We start from the raw sequence: 26,051 nt of genomic DNA, 5'->3' as shown, positions 1-26,051 counted from the left end.
GACCGCGTCGCCCCCGTGACCGAAAGAAGGACGACGATGTCCCTCACCGCCGCCGCACACGGCCGTGCCTGGCTGTCCGCGCAGGACTGCGACCTCGGCGCCTTCCGCGCGCTGGCCGAGCGGACCACCGACCTCGCCGCCTACCCCTACGCCTCCGCCGTGGAGCGGAACGTCCTCGTCTACGACAGTGAGCGGCTGCGCCGCGCCGGGGACCGCCGGGAGGTGCAGGCGGAGCTGGTCCGCGCCCTCGACGAGGGTCCGGGCATCGTGGTCTTCCGGGGCGCCTTCGCCGAGCCGGCGGTCGTCGACCGGGCGACGGCCGTGTTCGAGGCCCTGATCGCCGAGCAGCGCGCCTCGGGCGCGGGCGGCGGCGACCATTTCGCCCGGCCGGGCGCGAACGACCGGGTGTGGAACGCGCTGGAGAAGGCGGCCCTGTACGACGCGGAGGTGTTCGCCGACTACTACGCCAACGACGTCCTGGCGCTGGTCTCGGCGGCCTGGCTCGGCCCCGGCTACCAGGTCACCTCCCAGGTCAACGTGGTCAACCCGGGCGGCACCGCCCAGACCGTGCACCGCGACTACCACCTCGGCTTCCTCACCGACGAGGCCGCGGCCGCCTACCCCGCGCATGTGCACCGGCTCTCCCCCGTGCTCACGCTCCAGGGCGCGGTCGCCCACTGCGACATGCCGGTCGCGTCCGGGCCGACGATGTACCTGCCGTTCTCCCAGCGGTACGAGCCGGGCTATCTGGCGTGGCGACGCCCGGAATTCCAGGCGTACTTCGAGGCCCATCACGTCCAGCTGCCGCTGGCGAAGGGTGATGCAGCCTTCTTCAACCCCGCGCTGTTCCACGCGGCCGGCACCAACCGCACGGCGGACGTCCGGCGCATGGCCAACCTGCTCCAGGTCTCGTCCGCGTTCGGGCGCGCGATGGAGACGGTGGACCGGGAGGCGGTGGCGAACGCCGTCTTCCCGGTGCTGCTCAGGCGCCGGACCCAGGGCGTGGGCGAGGAGTGGCTGGAGAACGTGATCGCGGCGAGCGCCGAGGGCTACCCCTTCCCCACCAACCTCGACAGCGACCCGCCGGTCGACGGCCTCGCCCCGCCCTCGCAGGCGGACGTCCTACGGCGGGCCGTGCGCGAGGAGTGGACTGCGCAGACGCTCCGCGAGGCGCTGCGGGCCGGTGCCGGACGACGTGAAAGCTGAGGAACGACGACATGGGACTTCTCGACGACAAGGTCGTCCTGGTCAACGGCGGCAGCCAGGGCGTGGGCGCGGCGATCGCGCGCGCCGCGGTCCGCGAGGGGGCGGTCGTGACCGTCACCGGGCGGCGCCCCGAGCCCGGTGAGACGCTGGTGACCGAGCTGACGGCGGCCGGCGGCAAGGCCCTGTACGTACGCGCCGACCTCGCGGACGCCGAGCAGGCGAAGGCATCCGTCGCCGAGGTGGTGGCCGCGTACGGTCGCGTCGACTGCCTCGTCAACTCGGCGGGGCTCACCTCCCGGGGCACCCTGCTGGACACGACGCCGGAGCTGTTCGACGCGCACATCGCGATCAACCTCAAGGGGCCGTTCTTCGCGATGCAGGCGGCGGTGGCGGACATGGTGGAGCGCGGGGAGCCCGGCACGATCGTCAACATCATCACCTCCTCGGCGCACGGCGGACAGCCGTTCCTGGCGCCGTACGTGGCCGCCAAGGCCGGGCTCGCCGGGCTCACCCGCAACGCCGCGCACGCCCACCGCTGGGACCGGATCCGGATCAACGGCCTCAACATCGGCTGGACCGCGACCGAGGGCGAGGACGCGACGCAGCGCGCCTTCCACGGCGCGGGCGACGACTGGCGCGAAGCGGCGGCGGCCCGGCTGCCGATGGGCAAGCTGGGCCGACCCGACGAGATCGCCGACTTCGTGGTCCTGCTGCTGTCCGACCGGTCCGGTGTGGTCACCGGTTCGGTGATCGACTGGGACCAGAACGTCCTCGGCGGCCTCGACTGAGCGCTCCGCTGGAAGCGCGGTGACGAACCGGCGGCCCGGTGGGGGCTGGTCCCACCGGATTTCGTCAAGACTGCTCAGACGTCCTCCCTCGCCCCTCGCTCTCCCCTCGCAGGACCCGCACCTCCCGTACCGTCCCCACCCAAGGAGCACCCACCCTCATGCGCATCGGAATCCTCGGCCTCGGCCGCATCGGCGCCTTCCACGCCGAGACCCTCTCCGGACTCGACGCCGTCGAGTCGCTCGTCGTCGCCGACCCGTTCGCCCCGGCCGCCAAGGCGGCGGCCGAGCGGTTCGGCGCCGAGGTCGCGGACTCGCCCGAGGCGGTGCTCGCCGCCGGGGTGGACGGCATCGTGGTGGCGGCGGCGACCGACGCCCACCCCGCGCTGATCATGGCCGCCGTGGCGGCCGGCGTCCCCGTCTTCTGCGAGAAGCCCGTCGCCCGCACCATGCGGGAGGGCGTCGAGGTGCTGAAGGCGGTCGAGGGCAGTGCCGTCCCGATCCAGATCGGCTTCAACCGCCGCTTCGACGCGGGCTTCGTCGCCGCCCGGGCGGCCGTCGGGGCCGGCGAACTCGGCAAGCTGCACACGGTCCGGTCGACCACGCTGGACCCGGCGCCGCCGCCGGCCGCGTACATCGCCGCCTCCGGAGGCATCTTCCGTGACTGTTCCGTGCACGACTTCGACATCATCCGCTGGGTGACGGGCCGTGAGGTGAGCGAGGTGTACGCGGTCGGCGGCAACCGCGGTGCAGACTTCATCAGGGAGGCGGGCGACGCCGACACCACCGGCGCGGTCCTCACCCTGGACGACGGCACGATCGCGGTCGTCTCCAACAGCCGCCACAACGCCCGCGGTTACGACGTCCGCATGGAGCTGCACGGCTTCGAGGACTCCATCGCCGTCGGTCTCGACGACAAGCTGCCGCTGCGCTCCGTCGAACCGGGCGTGACCTTCCCGGCCGGCACCCCGCACGACTTCTTCATGGACCGCTTCACCGACGCCTACCGCGCCGAACTCACCGCGTTCACCGAGGTCGTCGCCGGCACCCGGACGTCCCCGTGCACGGTCGCGGACGCCCTGGAAGCGGGCTGGATCGCGGAGGCGTGCACGCTGTCGCTGCACGAGCACCGGCCGGTGCGGATCGACGAGGTGCGGTCGGTCTGACAGCCGGCTTCCCGAGGGGCGGGCTCACAGGTCCCGCCCCTCGGGTCCGGCCGTGTCGTGTCACAGGCAGTAGCGGACGAGCCACTCGTCCGGGTCGTAGGCGTCCCGCGCCGGGTCCGGCAGGGTGGCCGGCCGCTCCTCGACCGTGTCCTGCAGGCGGATCCGCTCCGGCAGGGCGCCGAACCTCGCCCGCCGCAGGGCCTCGGCGGTGTCCGGTGCCTTCTCGTCGTGTTCCGTGTGCGCCAACTCGACCTCCCCGTTGCGGTACTCACCTCCGTGGCCGTGCACGGAGGTGTCCCTCCCTCATGTAACGCGCTTCACCTGGCCGCGGGTTCCGCCGGCAGGTTGAAGACATGGTCCGGGGAAACGATCTTCGTGATCGCGTCCCCGAGGACGGTGCTGGGCTCCGAGCCCTTGAAGCTGATGTCGGTGTTCAGCAGCACGACCAGTGTCGCCTGCGCCGCCGGCAGGTAGATGGTGAGGGACTCGTAGCCCGGCAGTGAGCCGTTGTGTCCGATCCAGCCCTGGACGTTGAAGATACCCAGGCCGTAACCGGCGCCCGGGATCGTCGTCGGGGGTGTGATGAGCCGCTGCTTCTGCGTGACGGGGCTGATCAGGGGGTCGCCGTCGGGCAGGGTGCCCGTGGCGACCGTGCGGGCCCAGATCCGCAGGTCGTCCAGGGTGGAGATCATCGCGCCGGCCGACCAGGCCCAGGAGGGGTTCCAGTGGGCCGTGTCCTCGATCTTCCCGCTCGCGGTCTGGTTCGTGTATCCCTGCGCATGCGGGGAGGGGAACTCCGTGCCGGTCGGGAAGAGACTGTGGTCCATGCCGGCCGGCTGGAGGACGTGGTCGTGGATGAAGTCCTCGATCCTCTGCCCGGACAGCTTCTCGACGACCAGGCCGAGCAGGATCAGGTTGGTGTTGCAGTAGGAGAACTTCTCGCCCGGCGGGAACAGCACAGGGTGCTTGAACGCGTAGTCGAGCAGCTGCTGCGGGGTGAAGTGCTGCTGCGGATCAGACGTCAGCGCCTTGAAGAAGCCCTCATCCGCAGTGTAGTTGAACAGGCCGCTGCGCATCCCGGCCAGCTCGCGCAGCGTGATCTTGTCTCCGTTGGGCACGCCGTCGACGTACCTGTCGATCGTGTCGTCGAGTCCGGCCTGCCCCTGGTCGACCAGCTGCAGCAGCGCGGTGACGGTGAAGGTCTTGGTCTCGCTGCCGATCCGCATGTACAGGTCGGTCGACATCTTCCGGCCGTTGCTCTTGTCGGCGACGCCGAAGGACTTCACGTACTCCCCCTTGTCGGGCGTCCACAGCCCGACGGTCACCCCGGGGATGCTCGCCTCCCGCATGACGTGCTGCACGGCCGTGTCCAACTGGCGCTGGACGGCGGGGGTGAGCTCCCGTACGTCGTTCCCCGAGGCGGACGGCGAGGGTGGATCGGCGGCGGTTACGGCAGCGGTTGCGGTGCCCGTCGCGGGCAGCGGCACGGCGAGGGCTGCCCCGGCTGCGGCCGGCCCCATCAGCATCCCCACCGCGGCGACGAGGACGGCCCCCCTGCGCAGTCGTGTGCACACGTGCGTCATGGGCTTGCTCCCACGCGAGGAGACCTGAGGGCGGATCCGCCCAGTCGTCGCGCCATGGGGGCAGAGGCCGGACGTCCCCGCACCAACCAGCATAGGAGCGCCCTCGCGACGCCGCCTGTCGACGGCGCACGGCGCTCCTACCTGGGCGCTCGCCCGTTCACGCCCCGCACGACCGCAGGAACCGGCGGGTGCGCACCGCGATGGGCAGTGGCTTGTCCGGCTCGCACGGGTACATGTCCTGCTCGACGATCGCGAACAGCTCGACGCCGAGCTTCTGCGCCGCGACCAGGACCGGCCCCAACTCCGGTACGCCGGACGGTGGTTCACACATCACCCCGCGTTGTACGGCCGGCCCGAACGGCACCTCGTTCGCCACCACGTCGGCGAGGATCGCCGGGTCGACCTGCTTGAGGTGCAGGTAGCCGATGCGTTCGCCGTAGGTCTCGATCAGCTTGACGCTGTCGCCGCCGCAGTAGGCGTAATGACCGGTGTCCAGGCAGAGGTTGACCAGTTCGGTGTCGGTCGAGTCGAGGAAGCGCTCGACGTGGTCCTCGGTGTCGAGGTGGGTGTCGGCGTGCGGGTGGACGACGAGGTCGAGGCCGTAGCTGTCCTTGACCTCGTGGCCGAGCCGCTCCATGCCCTTGGTCAGGTGGGCCCACTGTTCGTGGGTGAGCTCCGGGGGCTCGAGGATCTCGGCGGTCTTGTCGTCACGCCAGAAGGACGGGATGACGACGAGGTGCCGGGCACCCATCGCCTGGGTGAGGGCGGCGACCTGGCTCACGTGCGCCCAGGTGGACTCCCAGACGGACGGACCGCGGTGCAGGCCGGTGAAGACCGTGCCCGCCGACACCTTCAGGCCGCGCCTGTCCACCTCGTCGGTGAGCCGCGCCGGGTCGGTCGGCAGATAACCGTACGGGCCCAGTTCGATCCAGGAGTAGCCCGCCTCGGAAGCCTCGTCCAGGAAGCGTTCCCAGGGCACCTGTCGGGGGTCGTCGGGGAACCAGACGCCCCAGGAGTCGGGGGCCGAGCCGACCCGGATACGGTCGAGGGAGGGGGCATCGGCCACGTCAGGAGGTCCCTTCGGAAGAGGCCGGCGCGGGTGCGGTGAGGTCCTCCGCTTCGGGGAGCTCCTCGACGTCGACACCGCGGACCTGCGCCAACTCGTGCTTGAGTGCGGCGAGTTCGGCGCCGCCGGCCATGTGGTTGGTGAGTTCTTCGAGGCTGACCTCGCTGCGGTCGGCGCTGAGTTCCATGGTGCCCAGGCGCAGGACGCTGAAGTGGTCGCCGACCATGTAGGCGTGGTGGGGGTTGTGGGTGATGAAGATGACGCCGAGGCCGCGGTCGCGGGCGGCGGCGATGTACTTCAGCACGACGCCGGACTGCTTGACGCCGAGGGCGGCCGTCGGCTCGTCCAGGATGAGGACGCGGGCGCCGAAGTAGACGGCGCGGGCGATCGCCACGCACTGGCGCTGGCCGCCCGAGAGCGTGCCGATGGGCTGCTCCAGGTCGTCGAGGACGATGCCCATGTTGCGCAGTTCCTCGTCGGCGGTCTGCCGCATGCGTTCGATGTCGAGGCGGCGCAGCGGCCAGGGGCCCTTGGTCATCTCGGAGCCGAGGAAGAAGTTGCGCCACACCGGCATCAGCGGGACCGTCGCGAGGTCCTGGTAGACGGTGGCGATGCCCTTGTCGAGGGCCTCGCGCGGGGTGCTGAAGCGCACCGGCGTGCCGTCGACGAGGAAGTCGCCCTCGGTGTGCTGGTGCAGACCGGAGATGATCTTGATGAGGGTGGACTTGCCGGCGCCGTTGTCACCCAGGACGCAGGTCACCCGGCCAGGGTGGACCGTCAGGTCGACTCCGTGCAGCGCGCGGATGTTGCCGTAGGACTTGCCGGCGTTGCGGAGTTCGACGACGGGGGCGTCCTTCTCGGGGGCCGTGTCCTTGAGGATGGCTCCGTGCGTGCCGGTTCCGTTGCTTGTCATGGGGTTCACCTCCGGGTCGCCGTACGGCGGACCCACAGATTGACGAGGGCGGCGACGAGGAGCATCACGCCGAGGAACGCCTTGAACCAGTCGGGGTTCCAGTTGGCGTAGACGATGCCCTGGTTGACCATGCCGAAGATGAAGGCGCCGATGACCGGGCCGATCGCGGAGCCGTAGCCGCCGGTGAGCAGACAGCCGCCGATGACCGCGGCGATGATGTACAGGAATTCGTTCCCGACGCCCTCGCCGGACTGCACGGTGTTGAACGAGAACAGCAGGTGCATGCCGACGAACCAGGCACCGGCGCCCACCCCCATGAACAGGGCGATCTTGGTGAAGCTGACGGGCACGCCGACCGCGCGGGCGCTGTCCTTGTTGCCGCCGACCGCGAAGATCCAGTTGCCGAACTTGGTGCGCAGCAGCAGCCAGGTCGCGGCCGCGGCGAACACCAGCCAGTAGATGATGGTGATCTTGAAGTTCACCCCGCCGATGGTGAACTCGGACGCGAAGATCCTCTTGGCCTGGTCGAAGCCGTCCATGTCCGCGATCGAGTCGCTGGCGACGTTGCCGGTGAAGATCTTGGTGACGGCGAGATTGGCGCCCTGGAGGATCAGGAACGAGCCCAGGGTGACCAGGAAGCTGGGCAGTCCGGTCTTGATCAGCAGCCAGCCGTTGAAGGCGCCGACGGCGAGGGAGACGATCAGGGCCACGATCACCCCGGTCCACACGTTCACCGAGAGCTGGAAGCTCAGGATGGCCGCGGTCAGCGCGGAGGTGGTGACCGCGACGCCGGCGGACAGGTCGAACTCGCCGCCGATCATCAGCAGGGCCACCGGCAGCGTCATGATGCCCATGACGGAGGCCTGGTAGAGCACGGTGGACAGGGCACCCGCGTCACGGAAGGAGGGGGCCGCCACGAAGAAGAAGACGTACACGCCGATCGCGGCGATGAGCGCGCCGACCTCCGGGCGGGCGAGTAGCCGGCGCCACAGCGAGCGCTGGGCGGTGCGTCCGTCCTTCCGGCCGGCCGGCGAGGCCGGCGACGAGGAGCTCGCCGCCGGCGCCGTTGCCTGGGTCATCTCAGATCACCGGGTGCCCTTCGCGGCGAACGCGGCGATCGTGTCGACGTTGGACTTGTCGACGAAGGCCGGTCCGGTCAGCACCGGTTGCTCCCCACCGCCGCTGTAGTTGCCGTTGTTCTTGTAGAGCCACAGGGAGTCGACCGCCAGGTAGCCCTGGAGGTAGGGCTGCTGGTCGACGGCGAACTCGATACTGCCGTCCTGGACGCCCGCGACCAGTTGCTTGTTGAGGTCGAAGGTGGCGACCTTGGCCTTGCCGCCGGCGTCGGACACGGACTGCACCGCCGTCAGCGCGAACGGCGCGCCGAGCGTGACGACATGGTCGATGCCGCTGTCCTGCTTGAGCTTGGCGGTGATCGTCGACTTCACCGAGGGCATGTCGGTGCCGTTGACGTAGAGGGTCTCGGTGGTGCCCTTGAAGGTCTTCTTCACGCCGTCGCAGCGCTGGGTCAGACCGACGTTGCCCTGCTCGTGGATCACGCAGACGATCTTCTTGGCGCCGGTCGCGTTCAGTTTGTCGCCGAACGCCTCGCCCGCGACGCTCTCGTCCTGGCCGAAGAACTCCAGCAGCCCGAGGGACTTCCAGTCGCTCAGACCGGAGTTGAGGCCCACCACGGGTATGCCGGCCTGTTTCGCCTTGCCCACGACGTCCTTCATGGCGTCGGGCTTGGCCAAGGTGATCGCGATGCCGTCGACCTTCTGGTCGATCGCGTTCTGGACCAGGTTGGCCTGGTTGCCCGCGTTCGGGTCGCTGGAGTAGACGAGCTCGATGTTGTCCTTGGCGGCGGCCGCCTGGGCGCCCTTGCGGACGGTGTCCCAGAAGGTGTCGCCGGGCGGGGCGTGGGTGACGAGCGCGACCGTCATACGGGGCGTGGTGGCCTTGCCCGCGGAAGCGTTGTCCCCGCCCTCCTCGGCCTTCTTGCCGCCGGAGCTGCTGGAACAGCCTGCGAGGGTCAGAGCTGCCGCGGCGGCCAGGGCCACCACGGGGGCCAGCCTGCGGGAGCGGACATGCGACGAGCGATCCATCTTTCCTGCACCTCACTGTGCGACCGGGGGAACGACGGGAAAGGGGGAGTGGATCCACGAAGATCCGGGGGGCCCGGGACCGGGCCGCGAGAACGGCTGAACGGCTGTTGCGTTGGGACCGGATCCAATCCCGTGGCGCGCTCGCTGTCAATACTTTGTTAAGACATCATTTCACAACAAGGTCCGAATGTAAGTACAAACCATTGACAGTCCCGGGCGCCGGCGCCTACACCTGGGAGGCGACCCGATCAAGACTCGCCCGTCGCGATCGACCTACCCGCTGCGGCCGGGCGTACCCCTGAGCGATTGGAGGTGCCCGGTGCTCGACTCCCTGCGCTTCGTCCTGGACCGCACCAGCCCGGTCCCGCTGTACCACCAGCTCGCACAGCAGTTGGAGGCGGCGATCGAGCACGGGTCCCTCGTCCCGGGCAACCTGCTGGGCAATGAGATCGACCTCTCCGTACGCCTCGGGCTGTCCCGGCCCACGGTCCGCCAGGCCATCCAGTCCCTGGTCGACAAGGGGCTGCTGGTCCGCCGCCGCGGGGTGGGCACCCAGGTGGTGCACACCCAGGTCAAGCGCCCGTTGGAGCTCAGCAGCCTCTACGACGACCTGGAGGCGGCCGGGCAGGGCCCGACCACCGAGGTGCTGCGCAACGCGGCGGTCCCGGCGGCCGCCGACGTGGCCGCCGCCCTCGGCATCGCGGAGGGCGACGAGGTCACGGCCTTGGAGCGGCTGCGCCGCACGCACGGCCGGCCGGTGGCGTTCCTGTGCAACTACCTGCCGGCCGGCCTTTTGGGACTCGACGACACCAGGCTCGAGTCGACCGGCCTGTACCGGATGATGCGCTCCGCCGGCATCACCCTGCACAGCGCCCGCCAGACCATCGGCGCCCGCTCCGCCACCGCCGAGGAGGCCGCCCGCCTCGACGAGAAGGCCGGGGCGGCACTGCTGACCATGACGCGCACGGCGTACGACGACACCGGTCGGGCCGTCGAGTACGGCACGCACATCTACCGCGCGTCCCGGTACGCGTTCGACTTCCAGTTGCTGGTCAGACCGTAGTCCTGTCGGTGAACAGAGTCCGCCTGGCGCCGGCCCCGACCCTGGTCCTGGCCGACGACGCGGGCGCGGCGCGTTACGCAGCGGAGGTCGCCCGAAGGAAAATCCGCAAGTCGTAGGAGCGGGTGACTTGCGCTGTGGGGGTTGCTCAGTCCGTGAGCCAACCGGGGCTGACCATTCGGTACTCATAGGCCATGATCACGACTTGGGATCTGTCCCGGGCTCCGAGTTTGGCCATGATGCGGCTGACATGGGTCTTCGCGGTCAGAGGGGAGACCACCAGTTGTGTGGCAATTTCGTCGTTGGTGCATCCGGCAGCGATCAGATGCATGACTTCACTTTCGCGGCTGGTCAGGGCATCGAGGCGGTGGTCGGGCTTGCGGGAGTTGTCCGGCCGGTTGGCGAATTCGGCGATGAGTCGGCGGGTGATGGAGGGGCTGATGAGCGCGTCACCTCGCACCGCGACGCGCACCGCGTGCAGGAGTTCTGCCGGTTCGGTGTCCTTGACGAGGAAGCCCGTGGCGCCGGCTCGCAAGGCCCCGTACACGTACTCGTCGAGGTCGAAAGTCGTCAGCATGACCACCTTCACTGCCGCCAGCCGCTCGTCGTCGGCAATGCGACGAGCGGCTTCGAGCCCGTCCATGCCGGGCATGCGGATGTCCATCAGCACCACGTCGGGCTGCAGTTCGCGGCAGGCAGCGAGGGCGGCGTGCCCGTCGGCGGCCTCGGCGACCACGTGAAGGTCGTCCTCGTCATCGAGGATGCTGCGGATCCCCGCGCGGACGAGGCGCTGGTCATCCGCCAGCAGGATCCTGATCATCAACTGCTCCGCTGATCGGCTCGTGGTGGTCTGAGAACGGTAGCTGGGCCCGCACGATGAACCCGCCCGCACTGCCCGGCTCGGCGCTCAACGTTCCGCCCAGCGCGCGGGCCCGTTCTGTCATGCCCGCGATCCCACTGCCGCCTGCATGCCCGGCGAGGGCCGCACCCTGCCCGTCGTCCTGGACGGTGAGCGTCAGTTTCCGCTCACCGTAGTGGAGTCGGATGACGACGTGCTGGGCCTCGCTGTGCTTGACGGCGTTGGTCAGTGATTCCTGCACGATGCGATAGGCGGTGAGGTCCACTGCTGCCGGCAGCGCGAAGTGGGCTCCGCTCTGCTCGGTGCGTACGTCCAGGCCCGCCCGAGCGGCTGAGGAGACCAGATCGTCGATCCTGGACAGACCTGGTGAGGGAGTGGTGGGGGCTTCTTCGTCGACCTGACGCAGTACACCGAGGGTGGCGCGCAGTTCTTGCAGGCCCTCCTTGCTGCCCTGCTTGATGACGGCCAGTGCGTCTTGTGCCTGGGTGGGGTCCTTCTTCATCCGGTGCAGGGCGGCGGACGCCTGCACGTGGATCATCGACATGCTGTGACCGATCACGTCGTGCAGTTCACGGGCGATGCGCAGCCGCTCCTGCGTGGCTCGCAGTCTGGCCTCCTCCTCGGCGTAGGCGACCCGGCCGTGGTGCATCGCACCCAGAGCCACAACGGCGACCAGCCAGCCGGTCAGCATGAAGACCGCCGTGCCGGTGACGTCACCGGTGCCGGCCAGGGCTCCCGCGCCCACCCCGACGACCATCACCGCCGCCATGGCGACCGACGCCTGGATCCGCCCCTGGGCGGCCAGCGCGTACAGCGCGGCGATCGGGATCACGACGAGCGGGCCGTCGACCGTGCTCAGCAGGTAGTAGACACCCGTGCCCAGCACCGCGAACCAGCCCACCGCCACCGGGTAGCGGCGGCGCATCGGCAGCGCCGCGCACACCGCCGTCGCCAGCAGCCAGGAGCCGATCACGGACGTGGTCGCGTGCCGGTCCGGGCCCAGCCGCTGCCCCTCGGCCACCCCCGCCAGCACCAGCACGACCCCGGCGAGCGCCATGTCGGCGCGCGGCCCCGTGGGCAGGTGGAGGCGGGTGACATCGAGGTGCGGCATTGCTTCATTCTGCCTGCGGCACCGTTGCACCTAGGGCTTTATGTTCGCATTTGCGCCAAGGGTGTGTGCTGGGGATGTACGCGCCGGCCGGGACGTACATCTGCTGGTGTACGGCGCGGCAACCGCCTCCTGCTGCTGGTGTAGGCCGGCTGTCAGCCGTGGGCCGACGCCCGCACCCGGGGCGCGCGGGCACGATCGAGGGCATGTCGTCGTCCATCACTCCCACCCGGATCAGTGCTGCCTTCGTCGGCGCACTCGTGGGTGCCGCTGCCGGAATTCTGCTGGTCACCGCTGCCGGAACGTTCTCGATGACGGTCGGTGGTGTGTTCGCTGGGCTGGCGATCGGTGTACCCGCACTGGTCGGCGCGGTCGTGGGCGTGGCGGTGACTCCAGGCAACACTCGCTCGAATTCGAGGTAGGCATCGTGTCTTCCCCCCGCGGCTCCGCCGCGTCCCTCACCCCGCCTGCGCCACAGGCCGGCAAGTCCGCGCCCGTCGGACGGTTCGGTGCCCTGGCAGGCTGGGCGCAGCGCCATCGCTGGGCCGCCATCGTGCTCTGGGTGGCTGTCGTGGCTGCCATCACGCTGGGCTCGACCGCTGCCGGCTCCGCATACAAGAACGACTTCTCACTGCCGGGCACCGATTCCCAGGCGGCCACCGACCTGTTCAAGAAGCACGGCAGCGACCAGGCGGGCGACAGCGTCGAGATCGTCTTCAAAGACACCGCCGGTGTCAAAAGCGCCAAGGACAGCGTCGAGCCGATGCTGGCCGAGGTGAAGCGCATGGCGGGGGTCGCCGACGTGCGCAGCCCGTTCGCCGATGCCTCAGCGGTGTCCAAGGACGGCACGATCGCCTACGCGTCCGTCACGCTGGACGGTAAGGCCGAGGAGGTCCCCAAGGAGGACGTCGCCAGGATCATCGACACCGCGCAAAGCATCGCCACCACTCACCTCCAGGTCGAGGTGGGCGGCGAGGCCGCGCGCAATGCGGAGGACAAGGCAGGACCGACCGCCGAACTCGCCGGGATCGTGGCCGCCCTGGTCATCCTTGTACTGCTGTTCGGCTCGCTGCTGGCGGCATCACTGCCGCTGATCACCGCGCTGTTCGCGGTCGGCGGCGCTATCGGCCTGATCGCCCTGGCCTCGCACATCTTCACCGTCGCCGACTTCACCCCGCCCATCCTGATGCTCGTCGGCCTCGGCGTCGGCGTCGACTACGCCCTGCTGATCTTCTACCGCTACCGCCAAGAACTCCTGGCCGGTGTCCAGCCCGCCGAGGCCGGCCGCAAGGCCCTCGACTCCGCCGGCCGCACGGTCTTCTTCGCCGGTTGCACCGTCATCGTCGCCCTGCTGGGCCTGGTCGCTCTCGGGCTCGGCTCCCTGCAGGGCATCGCCCTCGCCGTGGCCATCACTGTCCTGATCACGATGGCCGCCTCCCTGGTGCTGCTGCCCGCGCTGCTGGCGCTGTTCGGTACACGGATCCAGCGCCATGTCCTCAACCAGCAGGCCAAGGCCGCCGAGAAGGGCAAGACCGAGGGCAACCGCTGGCGCGCCATGGCACGCGCCGTACAGCGACGCCCGATCCCGACCCTGCTGGTCGGCGTGATCGCCCTGCTGGCACTGTCCGCACCGGCACTCGGCATGCGCCTGGGCTTCGCCGACTCCGGCAACGACCCCGAGGAGACCACCTCCCGCCATGCATACGACCTGCTTGCCGAGGGCTTCGGCCCCGGTTTCAACGGTCCGCTCATCGTCCTGGTCATGGGCGATCAAGACGCCGGCGAGACCGTTCGGGCAAAGCTCGCCACCACCGACGGCGTCGCCGAGGCCAGCCCTGCGATGTCCTCTGAGGACGGCGCCCTGTCCACCGTCTTCGTCTACCCGACGACCTCCCCGCAAGACGAGGGGACCGTGGACCTCGTCCACCATCTGCGCGACGACGTGGCCCCGCCCCTGGAGCACACCACCGGCGCCGAGGTCTTGGTCGGCGGTGCCACTGCCGCCTCCCAGGACGTCTCCGAAACACTCGCCAACCGGTTGCCCCTGTTCGTCGCCGTCGTCGTCGGTGTCTCCTCACTCCTGCTCCTGCTGGTCTTCCGATCCATCTGGATCCCCGTGAAGGCAGCAATCCTGAACCTGCTGTCCATCTCCGCCGCGCTCGGCGTGATCACCCTGGTGTTCCAGCACGGCTGGTTCGGAGCGCAGCCAGGCCCCATCGAAGCCTTCATCCCAGCGCTGATCTTCGCGATCGTCTTCGGGCTGTCCATGGACTACGAGGTCTTTCTCATCTCACGCATCCACGAAGAATGGACCCGTACCAAAGACCATTCGCAATCCGTACGCGAAGGGCTCGCTTCAACCGGCAAGGTCATCACCGCAGCTGCGGCCATCATGATCGTCGTCTTCGCAGCCTTCGTACTCAGCTCCGACCGCATGCTCCAGCAGTTCGGACTTGGCCTGGCCGTCGCCATCCTTCTCGACGCCGTGGTCATCCGATGCCTCATCGTCCCCGCCGTCATGCAGATGCTCGGCACATGGGCCTGGTGGCTGCCTGCGTCGCTGGCCCGAAAACTGCCCAAGGTGTCCATCGAACGCCCCGAGCACAGCTGAGATCACCGCCAGATCCACCTCACCTCCGCAGTGCGTAGGCGGTGCGGGCGACATCGCAGCCACGCCCGCACCGCCTACGCGCCGGATACGGGAAGCGGCACGGCACGTGACGTTCGTCAGCAAGGCATTCCGCACGCTGCAATAGCCGAACCTGCCGGCGATGGACGTCAGTTCCGAAGCCCCGACGGCCTCGTCCTCGTCGAGACCGCACCCGGAGTGACCTACGACGACATCACCGCGAAGACCGCCGCACCCCTGCGCACCGACGCCGCCGCCACCTGCTGAACGCCCTTCCGGCTACCCGTCACCCCCGGGCTGGGCCCGGGTGCTGGCGGAGCTGGCCAGGCCGAGTCGGGCGAGGAACTGTTCCAGCGTGAACGCCGCCATGCCCAGCGCCACAGCGTTGCCGGGGACCCGGGATGCCTCGACGGTGAGGTCGGGCAGTGAGCCGGGGAGCACATGGTCGGGGAGTTCGTCGCGTACCGCGGGGACGAGCCATTGCGCCAGTGCGTCGGACGTCCAGCCGGTCAGGGTGACCATCGGAATGTTGAGCAGGTTGACGAGGTCGCCGAGGGCCGCGCCGAGGTAGCGCGCGGTGCGGCCGACGAGATCGCTCAGCGTCGGATCGCCTGCCGCCAGGCCGTCGGCGACCGCCTTGACGAAGTCGCGCTGCCCTGACTGGCGGAGCGCGGGATGTTCCGGGGCTGTCTCGGTCAGCGTCATCTCGAGTCCGTGGACTCCGAGATACGCCTCGACGCAGCCGCGCCGACCGCAGCGGCACTGCCTGCCGTCCAGCTGCAGGAGCATGTGGCCCCATTCACCCGCGTTGTTGGTGACGCCGCGGATCAGTGATCCCTCGATCGCGATGCCGGCGCCGACGCCGGTGCCGAGGTTGACGACGGCCATGCTGTCGACGACGTGCCCGACGCCGAACCACATCTCGGACAGGATCACGGCCTTGAGCGGGTTGTCGACGTACACAGGGATCCGCAGGCGCTTCTCCAGCAGTTCCTCGATGTGGACGTCGTGCCAGTCCCAGTTCGGTGCGAAGACCGAGACACCGGCGTTGGGGTGGACGTGGCCCGGCATGCTGACCCCGACGCCGATGATGTGTGCGCGCTCGGTTCCGCTGGCCTCGACCGCCGATTCGATGGCGCGGACGATGCCGTCGACCACGTAGGACTGGCCGTTCTCGTGCTCGTCGAGGGCGACCTCGCCGTGGCCGAGTACGCCGAGCCCGAGGTCGTACACCGTGGCGTCGACGTAGGTCTCGGCTACGTCGACGCCGACGATACGGCCGCGGTCGGGGTTGATGGTGAGCCGCTCGTAGGGCCGTCCCACGGTGTTGCGTTCCACGGTGGCGATGTGCAGCACGCCCTCGGACAGGAACTCGGTGACCAGTGTCGCCACGGTCGCCGGACTGAGCCCGGTGCGCCGGGCGAGCTCCTGTCGAGTGGACGGCCCGATGTCGAACAGTGCGTGCAGGACTTCGAAGCGGTTCTCACTACGAAGATCACGAGCCGTACGCCGCGCCACCGTTTCCCCCTCATGGATCGGTCGTCAATCGGTCCTCAATCGGTCTCCGACTTCAGCCATAGGGTACGTAGCTCCGACTCGCCCGGCCCCTGCATGCCCTGGACGAACAGGGTCAGACCGGACCATCCCGGCGGAATCCAGAGTGAATCCGGGTCACCGCCCGAGAAGGCCGGCCGCTCACCGATCCAGGTCCGGCCGATGCACTCCGCGCCGGCCCATCCGGTCACACGGATCTGCGAACCGTCGAGGCACAGCCGGAAACCGTTGTGGCCGGGCGGCAGGTCGACGTCGAGCCACACCTCCTCGCCCGGCTTCAGCGCCAGCGGGAGCTGGATCTCCTCGGTGGGGCCGGACTGCCCGGCGAACCTGGTCAGCAGGTCGTCGTCCTGCGCCGCGCACGACCAGTCCTCGACCGATTCCAGCACGAGCAGTTCTGCGCGCAGGTCGTGGCCGCTCGGGTGGTGCGGCAACGTGATCGAGACCTGATGGGTGCCGGCGGGCAGCAGTACCCAGGGGTTCTCGGTGTGGACGGTGACCGGCTCGCCGTCGTCCACGCGTACCCGCAGCGGCTCGACCACCCCCTGCAGATGCAGCGCGGACGCGGTGGCCGACCGCATCGTGCGTGTGTAGGTGAGCGGGACGGCGACGCGGGTGCTGCTCCAGCCGCCCAGCACGCGTAGTGGCGCCGGTTCCCCGGCCCAGTGGCCCTGCACCGTCCACAGGGCCGAAACGTCCTGCGTGTCCCGGATCTTCCACAGCGTGCCCAGGCCGCGCAACGCGCCGAGGCGGAGTGCGGGCAGGCGCGCGTCGTCGAAGTTGGCGTGGCCCCAGATCTCCACGACGGCCTCGATGGCGGCGCGGCCCGTCGCCTCGCGGACGTCGATGCGCTCCGTGGCACCGAAGCGGGCGAGCGAGGGATGCACCCGGTCGGCGATCGTCAGGTCGACGATGTCCGCCGCGCCGACCAGCAGCAGCTCGTCGATGTCCCCGAGGTCGGCGGTGGCTCGGTAGATGCCGCGCCCCCGGTAGACGCCCAGGGACTCCAGCGTCGGTGGCACTCGGTGGGTGCCCGCGGGCTGCTCGGGTGCGGTGGCCGGCCGTCGACGGGCGGTGGCCGCGGCGGTGGGCGGGGCCGGGCTCGGCCGGTGCGGTGCGTCGGCCAGATGCACGGTGCCGTCGCCGTCGATCCGCTGCAGGCGTGCGGCGTCCGACGGTGCCAGCGCGACGAGTACCAGCCCTGAAACGGTGGTCCGCCGGTGCATGCCGACCGTCGGCGCCGGGATCTCGACCTGCTGCTCGCCGATGACCACGGTGACCGGCACGCTGGAGGAGAACGCCAGCACGCCGTCCGCCGCGGCCACCAGATCCGCGGAGGCCAGGGTCAGCGTCGCGTCGTGCCCCCAGGACCGCAGCGGTACGTCCACCAGCATGAGGGGGCAGGAGTCCGCGGCGACGGCGACCGGTATGCCGTCCACGACGGCCCGGCCCGCTTCCGCACCCAGATGCGGTACGGCGACGAGCTGGCCGCCGTCGCGCAGGTCGAGGGAGGACAGGGACGAGCTGGTCGGGAAGTCCGTGGTCACCTCCCCACGCGGCACGCTCGACGTGGCGTGCGCCAGCTGCGCGCCCAGGGTGTCGATCACGCGGGCGAGCACCTGCGCCTCGGCATACTCCGGACGCTCGGCACCGGTCGAGGAGACATAGCCGCCGAAGTCGTAGCCGTGGCTCATGAAGTTGCCGGGACTGCCCCAGTTCCCGCTGGAGGGCGTGTACCCGAAGTTCCACCCGGACGACTGCAGATAGGGCGCGATCAGCGAGGCGCCGCTCGCGAGGAGCCGACGCAGCGTGCGGTGCCGCCGGTTGGTCTCGGTGACCAGGAGCGGCAGGTCCCGGTCCGCCACCAGCTGGGCGTAGCGGCGCACTTCGGGCTCGATGTGCGGCGAGTCGTCGTCCGGATAGAAGTTGAACGCCGGTACGACGCCGGGGACGTTCCCGGTCGCGCCCGCCAGGTCACCCTGCCCGGCGCAGGCGATCAGCGGCACGGTGATGCCGTGCCGGACCGCCTGGTCGCGCAGCGCGGTCAGATACCCCGTGCGGTCCTCGCAGTCGAAGAAGTCCAGCTCGTTCTCCAGCTGCACCATGATGACCGGGCCGCCCGCTTGGTACTGGCGGTTGGCCAGCAGGGGCAGCACCTGGTCGAACCACGCGGTGACCTGGGCGAGAAACCGCGGCTCGTGCTGACGGACCCGCAGGTCGGGGTCGAGGCCCAACCAGGACGGCAGCGCGCCGCCGTCCCACTCGGAACAGATGTAGGGGCCCGGCCGTGCGATGACGTACAGCCCGGTCTCCTGCGCGAGGTCCAGGAAGGCCGCGACGTCACGTCGGCCCTCGAAGGACCAGCGGCCGGGCGCCGTCTCATGGAAGTTCCACGGCAGATAGACGTCCACGCAGGTGTATCCGGACGCTCGTACCTGTTCGAGCCGCGCACGCCACTGCTCCCGGGGAAGACGGAAGTAGAACAGCGACGCGCACAGCACGACGCGCGGACTGCCGTCGGTCCAGATTCCCCGGGCGTCGAGCTCGACGCTGTTGTTGAGGATGGTCGGATGACTCACTTGACTCCCGCGCTTCCGCCGCTGATGTCCATTTCGTACAGGTACTTCTGACCGAGGTAGTAGACGATGATCATCGGCACCGCGAGCAGGATCGAGCCGACCATCACCAGGTTCCACGGCGGAGACTGGCCCGCGGCCCCCGTGCTGGTGATGTACTGCACGCCGAGCGAGAGCGGCATCTTCGACTCGTCGTTCAGATAGATCAGCGGGCCCATGAAGTCACCCCAGGTGTGGGTCAGGGTGAAGATGCCGATCGCGATGAGCACCGGCCACAGCAGGGGCAGCATGATGCGCCGGTAGATCCCCAAGAAGCCGAGGCCGTCGACCATCGCCGCCTCGTCGAGCTGGTTCGGCAGCCGGGAGACGAACTGCCGCACCAGGAAGACGTTGAAGGCGTTGGAGAAGAAGTTCGGCACGATCAGCGGCAGGTAGGTGTTCACCCAGCCCAGGTCCCGGAACAGGATGAACTGCGGGATCATCGTGATCTGGGTCGGGATCATCATCGTCGCGATGACGATCAGGAACAGCGCGTTCTTGCCGGGGGCCCGCAGCCGCGCGAACGCGTAGCCGACCAGGCCGCTGGAGAGCATCTGCCCGGCGACCGAACACAGCGAGATGATCACCGAGTTGATCAGGAAGCGGCCCATCGGCAGTTCGGTGCTGAAGACCCGGGTGAAGTTCTCCCAGTGGAACTCGGTCGGGAAGAGCGTGAACGAGCCGGTGTTCACGGTCGCGTCGCTGGACAGCGCGATCGACCCGACGAACACCAGCGGCATCGTCAGGATCGCCGCCACGACGATCAGCGTCGCGTACGTGAACGGGGTGGCCCGGAACGCCCGGATCGTGCCCGGTCCGTGCCTGCCGCGGGCCTTGCCGCCCGGGCCGCCGCCGTCACGGGTCCGCTGCGGCGCCTGAGTGGTGGTCAGAAGGCCGGCCATCACTTCACCTCGGTTTCGTAGAACACCCAGCGCCGTGCGGTGCGGAATGCGATCAGCGTGAAGACGAGCACCACGAGGAAGAGCAGCCAGGAGATCGCCGAGGCGTACCCCATGTGGTAGTTGCCGAAGGCCTCGTCGAAGAGGTACGGCACCATCGTCTCGGCCCCGTCGTACGCGGCGCGCAGCTTGCCCTTCGGCACCAGGATGTACACCTGCGCGAAGACCTGGAAGGCGCCGATCATCCCCATGATCAGGTTGAAGAAGATGATCGGGGTCAGATGCGGCAGCGTGATGCTCCAGAACTGGCGTGCCGCGCCCGCGCCGTCGACCTCGGCCGCTTCGTACAGCTCCTTGGGGATGCCCTTCATCGCGGCGAGCAGCAGGACGGTGGCGCTGCCCGCGCTCCATGCGGACATCACGATCAGCGCGGGCGTCGCCCAGGACCCGTCGAGGAGCCAGTCCGGGCCCGAGATGCCGATCATCCCGAGCGCCTTATTGAGCGGACCGTGCGGGGCGAGCACCTGCCGGAAGATCATCGCGGTGGCGACGAGCGGGACGAGGGTCGGCAGGTAGATCAGCGTGCGCAGCACTTTGCGCGCCCGTACCTGCTTGTTGAGCAGGTTTGCCAGCCACAGGCCGAGCACCAGACCGAGCGGGACCGAGACCGCCGCGTAGTAGAAGGTGTGCCACAGGGCCTTCCAGAACCGGTCGTCGTCGGTGAGCAGGGTGACGTAGTTCTGCAGCCCGACCCAGGTGGGCGAGGTGAACGAGTCCCAGTCGGTCAGCGAGTAGTACACCGACGCGATCATCGGCCCGAACATGAAGACCAGGAACCCGATGATCCACGGCGAGACGAACAGATAGAACCAGAGCGCCTCACGGCGCCGCCTCTTGGAGGAGCCCGGCCGGGACGTGCCCGGCCGGGAGACAGCTGGTGCGGTCATGGCCGGTCAGCTCGCCGACTTGATGATGGACTCGAGGTCCTTCTGCAGCGCGGTCAGCGCCTTCTTCGCGCTCTCCTTGCCGAGCCAGAAGTTGGCGAGGTGGGAGTCGATGGCCGAGATCATCTCGGTCCGCTCGGGGATGAAGGGGGAGCGCAGGACGAACTCGCTGGACTCGCCGTACGCGGCCATGTTGATGTCCTTCTTCATCCACGCCGGCTTGAGGAACGCGTCGCTCTTCTGCACCTCCAGGCTGGCCGGCACGTCCTCACCGGTGGAGATGATCAGCTTCTGCGCCTCGGGCGAGGTGAGGAAGTCGATGGCCTTGAAAGCGTTGTCGCGCTGCTTGGACGTACGGGAGATGGCAAGTCCGCTGCCGAACGCCGAGACGGCCTGCTTCTTGCCGCGCCACATCGGGGCGATGTCCCAGTCGAACTTCGCGTCGGTGAGCCCTGCGATGACCCAGAAGCCGTTGGCGTGGGTGGCGATCTTCTGCAGCGGGAAGGCCTGGTCGGCGCCGACCTCGGAGCCCATGTCGGCGTAGTCCGCCTTGCTCGGCACGACCTTGTGCTTGAAGACCAGGTCGCCCGCCCACTGGAGCGCCTCGACGACCTCGTCGCTGTCGACGGCGGGACGGCCGTTGTCGTCGATGATCGTGCCGCCGTTCTGGTAGGCGAGCGACCACCACTGCGGGTACCACTCGGCGCCGCCGTAGCCCCACTGCTTGCCGGGGACGGTGAGCTCCTTGAAGGCGGCGAGCGCGTCGTCCCAGGTCCAGTCCGCGGTGGGCGCGTCGATGCCCGCCTTGTCATACAGGTCCTTGTTGTAGTACACGGTGACCGCGCCGGAGCGGTCCGGTATCGCGTACGTCTTGTCCTCGTACGAGTAGATCGTGCCGACCGGGCCGAACCGCTCCTCGGCGTCGAGCCCGGCCTTCTTCGCCAGGTCGTCGAGCGCCAGGAGCTGGCCCTTGCTGGAGTAGGTGTTGACGTCCTCGGCGACCTGCATGATGTCCGGGCCGCTGCCGCCCGCGATCATCGTCTGCACCTTCTGCGCGTACGAGTCGGAGGGGATGAGCTGAAGCTTCACGTTCAGGTCCGGGTACTTCTTCACCAGCAGGTCGATGCGCGCCTGGTACGTCTTCCGGTCGGTGTCGCCACCCCAGACCGTCATCACGAGCGGACCGCTCGAACCGGCGCCGGAGCCGGACCCGCACGCCGTGAGCGTGATGACGCCCGCCGCCGCGACTCCCAGACCGAGAAAGCTCCGACGTGAAACCTGCGCTCTGTCAAACGGCATGGCTGTGCCCTCTCTTGAGGTGTACGAACGACGGGGACGCGGCCGGTCCTACCGACCCGGGGGTTCGAGTGGCGGTTAAATTAACCCCCGTTTTAATTCGTCCACAAGCCCTTGTTTCCTACGAGTTTCAAACCGTGCCCCACCGGTAGGCCGCACCAGGGAGCACAGCCGGCCGATCAGCGCACCGCCCTTGACGCCGACGCCCCCCGGAGCTTTTTATCGATACAAAACCCCGTCACACAGGAGTACTTCCGTGCCCGAAGCCACCGCGGTCATCAACCTCGACATCCCGGGGCCGACGATCAGCCGCCACCTCTACGGCCACTTCGCCGAGCACCTCGGACGCTGCATCTACGGAGGTTTCTGGGTCGGCGAGGACTCGCCCCTGCCCAACGAGGGCGGCATCCGCCTCGACGTCGTGGAGGCGCTGCGTGCCCTGGACATCCCCAACTTGCGCTGGCCCGGTGGCTGTTTCGCCGACGAGTACCACTGGCAGGACGGCGTCGGCCCGCGCGAGACGCGCCCGCGTATGGTCAACACACACTGGGGCAACGTCGAGGAGAACAACCACTTCGGCACCCACGAGTTCATGGCCCTGTGCGAACTGCTCGGCGCCGAACCGTACATCAACGGCAACGTCGGCAGCGGCACCGTCCGCGAGATGAGCGAGTGGGTCGAGTACCTCACCCGCGACGGTGACAGCCCCATGGTGCGCCTGCGCAAGGCCAACGGCCGCGAGGAGCCCTGGCGCGTGAAGTACTGGGGCATCGGCAACGAGACGTGGGGCTGCGGCGGCAACATGCGCGCCGAGTACTCCGCCGACCTGGCCCGCCAGTACGCCACGTACTGCCGCGACCACGGTGACAACAAGCTCTACCGCATCGCCTCGGGCGCGTCCGACGACGACTACAAGTGGACCGAGACACTGATGCAGCAGATCAGTTGCTTCGGTTGCGAGGCCACGCCGAAGAACTTCTTACAGGGCCTGTCCGTGCACCACTACACGCTGTCGGGCCCCTGGGAGGCGAAGGGCAGCGCCACCGCCTTCGGCACGGACGACTACTACCGGACGATGCTGTCGGCCAAGGACATCGACCGCATCCTCACCGGCCACTCCACGGTCATGGACCTCTACGACCGGGGGCGCACGGTCGGCCTCGTCCTCGACGAGTGGGGCACCTGGTGGGACGTGGAGCCGGGCACCAACCCGGGCTTCCTGTACCAGCAGAACACGCTGCGCGACGCGCTCGTGGCCAGTACGCACTTCGACATCTTCCACAAGCACGCGGCGCGCCTGCACATGGCCAACATCGCCCAGACCGTGAACGTCCTGCAGGCCATGGTCCTCACCGACCCGGACACCGACGCGCTGGTCCTGACGCCGACGTACCACGTGTTCGAGATGAACAAGGGCCATCACGACGCCACCTCGCTCGCCGTCCACCTGCGCACCGACAACGCCCGCCGCCGGGTGGGGGACGCCGACCTGGACACCGTCTCCGCCTCCGCCAGCGTCAAGGACGGAACGGTCCTGATCTCGCTGACCAACCTGGACGCCGAAGAACCCGTCGACCTCACGCTCGACCTGCGCGGCGCCACGATCGGCGAGCCGGAGGCCCGGCTGCTGACCGCCGACCGGATCCCGGCCCACAACACCCCACAAGCGCCCGCAGCGGTCGCCCCGCGCGCCTTCGACGGAGTGAAGAGCACCGGCCAGGGCCTTGCTCTCACGCTGCCGCCGCACTCGTTCCTCACGGTCCGGGCTCCGCTGGCCTGACCACCGCATCGCCTCCCGGGCCTCGTACACCTCGCACGCCTCCCCCCAGAAACGGACCGTCCATGGCCCCCGCCCGCCCCCTGCCCGAACGCCCACTGCGCCCGCCCATGGGCTGGAACAGCTGGGATTGCTACGGCACCACCGTCACCGAGGACGAGGTCCTCGCCAACGCGGCCTTCCTGCACGACCATCTGCTGGCCCACGGCTGGGACACCGTCGTCGTGGACATCCAGTGGTACGAGCCCACGGCCCGCGCCCACGGCTACAACCCGGACGCCCCGCTGCTCCTGGACGCGTACGGGCGACAGCTCCCCGCGCCGAACCGGTTCCCCTCGTCCGCCGACGGCGCGGGCTTCGGCCCGCTGGCCGAACGGGTGCACGCGCTCGGCCTGCGCTTCGGCCTGCACATCATGCGCGGCATCCCGCGCCGTGCCGTCACCGCCCGACTGCCCGTGGCCGGCACCGAGTTCACCGCCGACGAGATCGCCGACACCGACTCCGTCTGCCCCTGGAACACCGACAACTACGGCCTGAACCACGACCATCCGGGCGCCCAGGCGTACTACGACGCGCAGGTCGCCCAATTCGCCGCCTGGGGCGTCGACTTCATCAAGGCCGACGACATGCTCTTCCCGTACCACGAGCGGGAGATCGAGGCGTATGCCCGCGCGATCGCCCGCTCCGGGCGGCCGATCGAGCTGAGCCTGTCGCCGGGCACGGACGTCTCCGTCGCCCACCTCGACCACCTGCGCACCAACGCCACCATGTGGCGCGTCTGCGACGACCTGTGGGACCGGTGGGAGGACGTCGAGGCGCAGTTCGCCCGCATGGCGCGGTGGGCCCCCTGGCAGGGCGCACCGGGCTGGGCGGATGCCGACATGCTGCCCCTGGGGCACATCGGCATACGGGCCGAACGCGGTGCCGACCGGATGTGCGCCCTCACCCACGCCGAGCAGGTCAGTCTGCTCACGCTGTGGTTCATGGCCCGCTCCCCGCTGATGATGGGCGGCGATCTGCCCACCACCCCGCCCGAGACGATCGAGCTGCTGTCCAACGAGGAGGCCCTCGCCGTCCTGTGGCACAGCACCGACAACCGCGAAGTGCTGCGCGAGGACGGCCTGGTGCTGTGGACCGCCCGCGACACCGACGGCCGTACCCGCTACGCCGCCGTGTTCAATCTCGCCGACACCCCCCGGCCCGTCATCGTCCCGCTCGGCTCCCTCGGCGCCCACCCCGACGACCACGTACGGGAACTGTGGACCCGCACCGACCACCCGCATGACGGCCGCCACCTCAGCGTCGATCTTCCCGTCCACGGTGCGGCCCTCTATCGGTTCGCCCCATCGGCCTGAGGTGTAATGGGCCGGGCGGATGCCGGCACCACGGCACCACGGAAGGGGGACGGCCATGGCGACGATCCGGGACGTGGCCAAGGCGGCCGGTGTCTCCGCGATGACGGTCTCCAACGTCATCAACGAGCACCCCAGCGTTCGCCCGGCAACACGCGACAAGGTCCTCGACGCGATGGCCCGCCTCGACTACCACGTCAACGTGGCCGCCCGCAACCTGCGCAAGGGCCGTACCGGAACCATCGGCTTCGCCGTCCCCGAGATCAACCGCCCCTACTACGGCCGGCTGGCCGCGGCCGTCATCACCGCCGCCGAGCGCCGCGGCCTCAGGGTGAGCGTCGAACAGACCGGCGCACTGGTGGAGAACGAACTGGCGGCACTGACCAGGTCCCGTAACCGGCTCTATGACGGGCTCATCATCAGTGCCGTCGGTCTGGGGGCGAACGACGCCGAGTGGTCCAAGGTCGACCACCCGGTGGTCGTCCTCGGCGAGCGGATGTTCAGCGGCCGCGTGGACCACATCGCCATGCCCAACGTCGACGCCTCCCGCACGGCCACCCACCATCTGATCGAGCGCGGCTGTCGGCGCATCGCGTTCCTGCGCGGAGCGGTCGGCCACGACGCCGACGTGTCGAGCCTGCGCCAGTCCGGGTACCGACAGGCCCTGGCAAGCGCGGGCCTGGCCCCTGACGCGGACCTGGAGCAGTGCCTCACCGCGTTCACCATGGAGGCCGGAGCACGATGCGCCCGGCAGATGGTGTCCGACGGCCTCGACTTCGACGGTGTGTTCTGCGTGACCGATACCGTGGCCATGGGCGTGCTGCGCGGTCTGGCCGATGCCGGGGTGCGCGTACCGCACGACGTCAAGGTCATCGGCTTCGACAACGTCGACGAGAGCGCGTTCCTCGTTCCTTCCCTGTCCACGGTCGACCCGGACCACGACACGATGGCCGAGCACGCGGTCGCCCGGCTGGTCCGGCGGATCGAACAGCCCGGACCTGCCGTGGAGCCGGAGGAATGCGTCGGCCGGTTCTCCGTCGTGGTCCGCGAGTCGACGGGCGGGCCGGGCCGGCCCGCATGAGGGGCGCACGGGGTGCCGCCGTACTCGGCGGCACCCCGTGCGCCCCTTCAACC

22 protein-coding genes are annotated in these 26,051 nt (G+C 69.3%); 9 read left to right on the top strand and 13 right to left on the bottom strand.

Annotation, left to right across the window (positions count from 1 at the left end):
- Positions 1–36: 36 nt before the first annotated feature.
- The 3 genes from ABT114_RS00900 to ABT114_RS00890 all read left to right on the top strand — a co-directional run bounded on the left by ABT114_RS00900 (position 37) and on the right by ABT114_RS00890 (position 3,157).
- On the top strand, positions 37–1,206 hold the full coding sequence (locus ABT114_RS00900) for a phytanoyl-CoA dioxygenase family protein (protein ID WP_351137117.1): 1,170 nt from the start codon (positions 37–39) through the stop codon (positions 1,204–1,206).
- Between the two features lie 11 nt (positions 1,207–1,217).
- Positions 1,218–1,994, top strand: coding sequence for an SDR family oxidoreductase (locus ABT114_RS00895; protein ID WP_351137115.1), 777 nt, complete (start codon positions 1,218–1,220; stop codon positions 1,992–1,994).
- Positions 1,995–2,152: 158 nt separating this feature from the next.
- Positions 2,153–3,157 (top strand): Gfo/Idh/MocA family protein, encoded by a 1,005-nt coding sequence (locus tag ABT114_RS00890; RefSeq protein ID WP_351137113.1) that lies wholly within the window; start codon positions 2,153–2,155, stop codon positions 3,155–3,157.
- Positions 3,158–3,217: 60 nt separating this feature from the next.
- Here the strand turns inward: ABT114_RS00890 and ABT114_RS00885 are convergent, their stop codons facing one another.
- The 6 genes from ABT114_RS00885 to ABT114_RS00860 form a co-directional block, all read right to left on the bottom strand.
- Entirely contained in the window at positions 3,218–3,403 is a 186-nt protein-coding gene (locus ABT114_RS00885) for a hypothetical protein (RefSeq protein ID WP_351138160.1), read from the bottom strand.
- A gap of 71 nt (positions 3,404–3,474) precedes the next feature.
- Complete coding sequence (locus ABT114_RS00880; protein ID WP_351137111.1) at positions 3,475–4,740, bottom strand: serine hydrolase domain-containing protein; 1,266 nt, start codon at positions 4,738–4,740, stop codon at positions 3,475–3,477.
- A gap of 157 nt (positions 4,741–4,897) precedes the next feature.
- On the bottom strand, positions 4,898–5,806 hold the full coding sequence (locus ABT114_RS00875; RefSeq protein WP_351137109.1) for a sugar phosphate isomerase/epimerase family protein: 909 nt from the start codon (positions 5,804–5,806) through the stop codon (positions 4,898–4,900).
- A gap of 1 nt (position 5,807) precedes the next feature.
- The gene (locus ABT114_RS00870) at positions 5,808–6,719 is read right to left on the bottom strand and encodes an ATP-binding cassette domain-containing protein (protein ID WP_351137107.1); all 912 of its coding nucleotides are present in this window, start codon (positions 6,717–6,719) and stop codon (positions 5,808–5,810) included.
- A gap of 5 nt (positions 6,720–6,724) precedes the next feature.
- Positions 6,725–7,798 carry an ABC transporter permease gene (locus ABT114_RS00865; protein WP_351137105.1) on the bottom strand — a complete coding sequence of 358 codons (1,074 nt, stop codon included), beginning with the start codon at positions 7,796–7,798 and terminating at the stop codon, positions 6,725–6,727.
- Between the two features lie 6 nt (positions 7,799–7,804).
- Positions 7,805–8,824, bottom strand: coding sequence for a sugar ABC transporter substrate-binding protein (locus tag ABT114_RS00860; protein WP_351137103.1), 1,020 nt, complete (start codon positions 8,822–8,824; stop codon positions 7,805–7,807).
- Positions 8,825–9,104: 280 nt separating this feature from the next.
- On the opposite strand from ABT114_RS00860, the gene ABT114_RS00855 reads away from it, so the two are divergent.
- Positions 9,105–9,887 (top strand): GntR family transcriptional regulator, encoded by a 783-nt coding sequence (locus tag ABT114_RS00855; protein ID WP_502987248.1) that lies wholly within the window; start codon positions 9,105–9,107, stop codon positions 9,885–9,887.
- Between the two features lie 145 nt (positions 9,888–10,032).
- On the opposite strand, the gene ABT114_RS00850 is transcribed toward ABT114_RS00855, so the two are convergent.
- Both ABT114_RS00850 and ABT114_RS00845 read right to left on the bottom strand, forming a co-directional pair.
- Complete coding sequence (locus tag ABT114_RS00850; protein WP_351137099.1) at positions 10,033–10,704, bottom strand: response regulator; 672 nt, start codon at positions 10,702–10,704, stop codon at positions 10,033–10,035.
- Complete coding sequence (locus ABT114_RS00845; RefSeq protein ID WP_351137097.1) at positions 10,679–11,854, bottom strand: sensor histidine kinase; 1,176 nt, start codon at positions 11,852–11,854, stop codon at positions 10,679–10,681. The genes ABT114_RS00850 and ABT114_RS00845 overlap by 26 nt, the downstream gene beginning before the upstream one ends.
- Before the next feature lie 203 nt (positions 11,855–12,057).
- Between ABT114_RS00845 and ABT114_RS00840 the strand changes: the two genes are divergently transcribed.
- Together ABT114_RS00840 and ABT114_RS00835 are read left to right on the top strand one after the other, a co-directional pair.
- The gene (locus tag ABT114_RS00840; protein ID WP_351137095.1) at positions 12,058–12,273 is read left to right on the top strand and encodes a hypothetical protein; all 216 of its coding nucleotides are present in this window, start codon (positions 12,058–12,060) and stop codon (positions 12,271–12,273) included.
- A gap of 5 nt (positions 12,274–12,278) precedes the next feature.
- Entirely contained in the window at positions 12,279–14,462 is a 2,184-nt protein-coding gene (locus tag ABT114_RS00835; RefSeq protein ID WP_351137093.1) for an MMPL family transporter, read from the top strand.
- A 297-nt stretch (positions 14,463–14,759) separates the two neighbouring features.
- Here ABT114_RS00835 and ABT114_RS00830 read toward each other — a convergent pair whose 3' ends face one another.
- From ABT114_RS00830 to ABT114_RS00810, 5 genes are read right to left on the bottom strand one after another with little or no spacing between them, the layout of a single operon-like run.
- Positions 14,760–15,998, bottom strand: coding sequence for an ROK family transcriptional regulator (locus ABT114_RS00830; RefSeq protein WP_351137091.1), 1,239 nt, complete (start codon positions 15,996–15,998; stop codon positions 14,760–14,762).
- 35 nt (positions 15,999–16,033) lie between these two features.
- Positions 16,034–18,613, bottom strand: a complete 2,580-nt coding sequence (locus tag ABT114_RS00825) for a beta-galactosidase (RefSeq protein ID WP_351137089.1) — start codon at positions 18,611–18,613, stop codon at positions 16,034–16,036.
- Positions 18,610–19,551: a carbohydrate ABC transporter permease gene (locus ABT114_RS00820; RefSeq protein ID WP_351137087.1), complete on the bottom strand. Its 942-nt coding sequence runs from the start codon at positions 19,549–19,551 to the stop codon at positions 18,610–18,612. Before ABT114_RS00820 ends, ABT114_RS00825 begins: the two co-directional genes overlap by 4 nt.
- Complete coding sequence (locus tag ABT114_RS00815; protein ID WP_351137085.1) at positions 19,551–20,495, bottom strand: carbohydrate ABC transporter permease; 945 nt, start codon at positions 20,493–20,495, stop codon at positions 19,551–19,553. Before ABT114_RS00815 ends, ABT114_RS00820 begins: the two co-directional genes overlap by 1 nt.
- A 6-nt stretch (positions 20,496–20,501) precedes the next feature.
- Positions 20,502–21,791 carry an extracellular solute-binding protein gene (locus tag ABT114_RS00810; protein ID WP_351137083.1) on the bottom strand — a complete coding sequence of 430 codons (1,290 nt, stop codon included), beginning with the start codon at positions 21,789–21,791 and terminating at the stop codon, positions 20,502–20,504.
- A 253-nt stretch (positions 21,792–22,044) separates the two neighbouring features.
- Here ABT114_RS00810 and ABT114_RS00805 point away from each other — a divergent pair, with 253 nt between their 5' ends.
- The 3 genes from ABT114_RS00805 to ABT114_RS00795 all read left to right on the top strand — a co-directional run bounded on the left by ABT114_RS00805 (position 22,045) and on the right by ABT114_RS00795 (position 25,998).
- The gene (locus ABT114_RS00805; RefSeq protein ID WP_351137081.1) at positions 22,045–23,568 is read left to right on the top strand and encodes an alpha-N-arabinofuranosidase; all 1,524 of its coding nucleotides are present in this window, start codon (positions 22,045–22,047) and stop codon (positions 23,566–23,568) included.
- 62 nt (positions 23,569–23,630) lie between these two features.
- On the top strand, positions 23,631–24,920 hold the full coding sequence (locus ABT114_RS00800) for a glycoside hydrolase family 27 protein (RefSeq protein ID WP_351137079.1): 1,290 nt from the start codon (positions 23,631–23,633) through the stop codon (positions 24,918–24,920).
- 55 nt (positions 24,921–24,975) lie between these two features.
- Entirely contained in the window at positions 24,976–25,998 is a 1,023-nt protein-coding gene (locus ABT114_RS00795) for a LacI family DNA-binding transcriptional regulator (protein WP_351137077.1), read from the top strand.
- Positions 25,999–26,051: the final 53 nt, after the last annotated feature.

The sequence above is a fragment of the Streptomyces sp. NPDC002088 genome (genome assembly GCF_040296605.1).
GTDB lineage: Bacteria > Actinomycetota > Actinomycetes > Streptomycetales > Streptomycetaceae > Streptomyces.
The sequence above is the reverse complement of the archived record's forward strand: the minus strand, read 5'-3'. Positions and strand labels throughout refer to the sequence as shown.

What these genes read in the sequence shown, in the direction of transcription:
- ABT114_RS00900 (WP_351137117.1), top strand. Translation starts at nt 37, where the DNA reads ATGTCCCTCACCGCCGCCGCACACGGCCGTGCCTGGCTGTCCGCGCAG.
- ABT114_RS00895 (WP_351137115.1), top strand. Translation starts at nt 1,218, where the DNA reads ATGGGACTTCTCGACGACAAGGTCGTCCTGGTCAACGGCGGCAGCCAG.
- ABT114_RS00890 (WP_351137113.1), top strand. Translation starts at nt 2,153, where the DNA reads ATGCGCATCGGAATCCTCGGCCTCGGCCGCATCGGCGCCTTCCACGCC.
- ABT114_RS00880 (WP_351137111.1), bottom strand. Translation starts at nt 4,740, where the DNA reads ATGACGCACGTGTGCACACGACTGCGCAGGGGGGCCGTCCTCGTCGCC.
- ABT114_RS00870 (WP_351137107.1), bottom strand. Translation starts at nt 6,719, where the DNA reads ATGACAAGCAACGGAACCGGCACGCACGGAGCCATCCTCAAGGACACG.
- ABT114_RS00865 (WP_351137105.1), bottom strand. Translation starts at nt 7,798, where the DNA reads ATGACCCAGGCAACGGCGCCGGCGGCGAGCTCCTCGTCGCCGGCCTCG.
- ABT114_RS00860 (WP_351137103.1), bottom strand. Translation starts at nt 8,824, where the DNA reads ATGGATCGCTCGTCGCATGTCCGCTCCCGCAGGCTGGCCCCCGTGGTG.
- ABT114_RS00850 (WP_351137099.1), bottom strand. Translation starts at nt 10,704, where the DNA reads ATGATCAGGATCCTGCTGGCGGATGACCAGCGCCTCGTCCGCGCGGGG.
- ABT114_RS00845 (WP_351137097.1), bottom strand. Translation starts at nt 11,854, where the DNA reads ATGCCGCACCTCGATGTCACCCGCCTCCACCTGCCCACGGGGCCGCGC.
- ABT114_RS00840 (WP_351137095.1), top strand. Translation starts at nt 12,058, where the DNA reads ATGTCGTCGTCCATCACTCCCACCCGGATCAGTGCTGCCTTCGTCGGC.
- ABT114_RS00820 (WP_351137087.1), bottom strand. Translation starts at nt 19,551, where the DNA reads ATGGCCGGCCTTCTGACCACCACTCAGGCGCCGCAGCGGACCCGTGAC.
- ABT114_RS00815 (WP_351137085.1), bottom strand. Translation starts at nt 20,495, where the DNA reads ATGACCGCACCAGCTGTCTCCCGGCCGGGCACGTCCCGGCCGGGCTCC.
- ABT114_RS00810 (WP_351137083.1), bottom strand. Translation starts at nt 21,791, where the DNA reads ATGCCGTTTGACAGAGCGCAGGTTTCACGTCGGAGCTTTCTCGGTCTG.
- ABT114_RS00800 (WP_351137079.1), top strand. Translation starts at nt 23,631, where the DNA reads ATGGCCCCCGCCCGCCCCCTGCCCGAACGCCCACTGCGCCCGCCCATG.
- ABT114_RS00795 (WP_351137077.1), top strand. Translation starts at nt 24,976, where the DNA reads ATGGCGACGATCCGGGACGTGGCCAAGGCGGCCGGTGTCTCCGCGATG.